Source organism: Trebonia sp., assembly GCF_049794275.1.
GTDB lineage: Bacteria > Actinomycetota > Actinomycetes > Streptosporangiales > Streptosporangiaceae > Trebonia.
On record NZ_JBARCR010000308.1, the window covers coordinates 1 to 2,753 of the forward strand.

Here is a 2,753-nt window from a genome sequence, read left to right on the forward strand (position 1 = left end):
GTCAAGGACGCGATCGACGAGCTCCGCGACGAGGGCGAGCGGGTCGGCGCGCTCGGCATCACCACGTTCCGCCCGTTCCCTGCCCAGGCGGTGCGCGACGCGCTTGGCGACGACAACCGCCTGCGGCGCCTGGTCGTGCTCGAGCGATCGCTCGCGCCGGGCGCCGGCGGCGTCGTCACCGCGGACCTCAGGACGGCGCTAGCGACCGGCGACGGCGGACCCAGGGACGCGATCATCTCGACGGTCATCGCCGGCCTCGGCGGCCGGCCCGTCACCCGTGACTCGCTGCGCCACATGCTCACCAGCGCCGCGCGCGGCGAACTCCCCGCGTTCAGCTTCCTCGACCTGGACACGCACCTGGTCGAGGGCGAGCTGACGCGGATCCGCGCCGCCCGCAGATCAGGCCCGACCGCGGAGAACATCCTCCGTGACCTCGCAGGGAGGTCGTGACCATGCCTTACCAGCGGATCAAGTTCTACCAGACCGGCAGCTTCGCGGCCGGCAACCGCCTGCTGCCGGCAGACCTGCGCAGCGTCCAGTCAAGCGCGACCCGGTCGAACACGCTGACCTGCGGCCACCGCGCCTGCCAGGGCTGCGGCGAGGCGCTCGGCGCGCGCTATGCGCTCGACGCGGTGATGCGCGCCACCAAGGGCAAGCTGATCGCGGTCAACGCGACCGGCTGCCTCGAGGTGTTCTCCACCCCGTTCCCCGAAACCTCCTGGCAGATCGCGTGGCTGCACTCGCTGTTCGGCAACGCGCCCGCGGTCGCCACCGGCGTGGCCGCCGCGCTGAAGGCCATGGGCCGCGGCGACATCCGGGTCGTCGGCCAGGGCGGCGACGGCGGCACGGTGGACATCGGCATGGCCTGCCTGTCCGGCATGTTCGAGCGGAACGACGACGTGCTCTACATCTGCTACGACAACCAGGCCTACATGAACACCGGCGTGCAGCGGTCCGGCGCCACCCCGCCCGCCGCGCGCACCGCGACCACGCCAGCCGAAGGACCCGAACCAGGCAACACCTTCGGCCAGGGCAAGAACGTCCCGCTCATCGCCATAGCGCACGAGATCCCGTACGTGGCCACCGCCACGGTGGCCGACCTGCGCGACCTGGAGTACAAGGCGACCAGGGCGATGGACTTCCACGGGGCCCGCTACCTGCACATCCTGGTGCCGTGCCCGCTCGGCTGGGGCAGCTCGCCCGCCGACACGATCAAGGTCGCCAGGCTCGCTGTCGAGTCGGCCCTGTTCCCCGTCTTCGAGGCCGAGGCCGGCCAGGTGGTCAGCGCGACCCCGATCCGCCGCCAGGTGCCCGTCACCGACTACCTGCGCCTGCAGGCCCGCTACGCGCACCTGTTCCGCCCCGAGGAGCGGACGGACGTCATCGCGCGGATCCAGGCCTCGGCCGACCGCAACGTCTCCCGATTCGGGCTGATTCGTGATCATCCGGAACGTACGCGGCTTCCTCTAGACAGCCCCGTCGGCTCCGCGGAAGGGCGGTGACCCCATGGAAAGGCCCTTCGCCATCACGCTCACGCCAGGCTCGAGCCGCGCCAACCACACCGGCGCGTGGCGCACCGAGCGCCCCGTTTACGTGCAGAACCTGCCGCCGTGCAACGACGCCTGCCCGGCCGGCGAGAACGTCCAGCAGTGGCTGTACCACGCCGAAGAGGGGGACCAGGAGGCGTACCAGAGCGCCTGGCGGCAGATCGTGGCCGACAACCCGTTCCCCGCGATCATGGGCCGGGTCTGCTACCGGCCGTGCGAGACCGCGTGCAACCGTGGCCAGCTCGACGAGGCCGTCGGGATCAACTCGGTGGAGCGTTTCCTTGGCGACGAAGCCATCAATAGGGGATGGAAGCTACCCGTCGCGGCGGCGCAGACGGGTAAGCGGGTGCTGGTGGTAGGCGCCGGGCCCTCGGGGCTGTCGGCCGCCTATCACCTCACCCGGCTGGGTCACTCGGTGACGATCAAGGACGCGGGCGCCAAGCCCGGCGGCATGATGCGCTACGGCATCCCGAAGTACCGGCTGCCGCGCGACATCCTGGACGCCGAGATCACCCGCGTCCTGGACATGGGCGTCACGCTCGAGCTCAACGCGACCGTCACTGACCTGCTTGCCGAGCTCACCGAGGGCGGCGGGACCTTCGACGCTGCGTTCGTGGCCGTCGGCGCGCACATCGGCAAGCGCGCCTACATCCCGGCCGGCGACTCGGCCAGGATCATGGACGCGGTGTCGCTCCTGCACCGGGTCGAAGACGGCTCTCCGCCGATGCTCGGCCGTCGTGTCGCCGTCTACGGCGGCGGGAACACCGCCATGGACGCGGCGCGCACCGCGCGCAGGCTTGGCGCGTCCGAGGCCGTCGTCGTCTACCGGCGCACCAGGGATCGGATGCCTGCGCACGACATCGAGGTGGAAGAGGCGGTGGAGGAAGGCGTCACGATGCGCTGGCTCTCCACGGTCGCGCACGCCGGCGACGGCAAGCTGGTGATCGAGAAGATGCGGCTGGACGAGGCCGGGTTCCCGCGGCCGACGGGGGAGTTCGAGGAGCTGGCGGCGGACTGCCTGGTGCTCGCGCTCGGCCAGGACGCCGACTTGGCCGTGCTCGACGGCGTGCCCGGCGTGACGTTCTCCGGCGGGACCGTCGATGTTGGCGCGGACCTGATGACCGGGCACCAGGGGATCTTCGCCGGCGGCGACATGGTGCCCGCGGAGCGGACCGTCACGGTCGCCATCGGCCACGGCAAGAAGGC

At 71.4% G+C, this 2,753-nt stretch carries 2 protein-coding genes and 1 pseudogene; all 3 read left to right on the plus strand.

Annotation, left to right across the window (positions count from 1 at the left end; translation table 11 throughout):
- Window positions 1–450, plus strand: a pseudogene (locus WA805_RS08570) (hypothetical protein); the annotation flags it as partial.
- A gap of 2 nt (window positions 451–452) precedes the next feature.
- Window positions 453–1,502 (plus strand): thiamine pyrophosphate-dependent enzyme, encoded by a 1,050-nt coding sequence (locus WA805_RS08575; RefSeq protein WP_425242072.1) that lies wholly within the window; start codon window positions 453–455, stop codon window positions 1,500–1,502.
- A gap of 4 nt (window positions 1,503–1,506) precedes the next feature.
- Window positions 1,507–2,753: NAD(P)-binding protein (locus tag WA805_RS08580; RefSeq protein ID WP_425242073.1), on the plus strand; the 1,247-nt coding region annotated here is incomplete at its 3' end.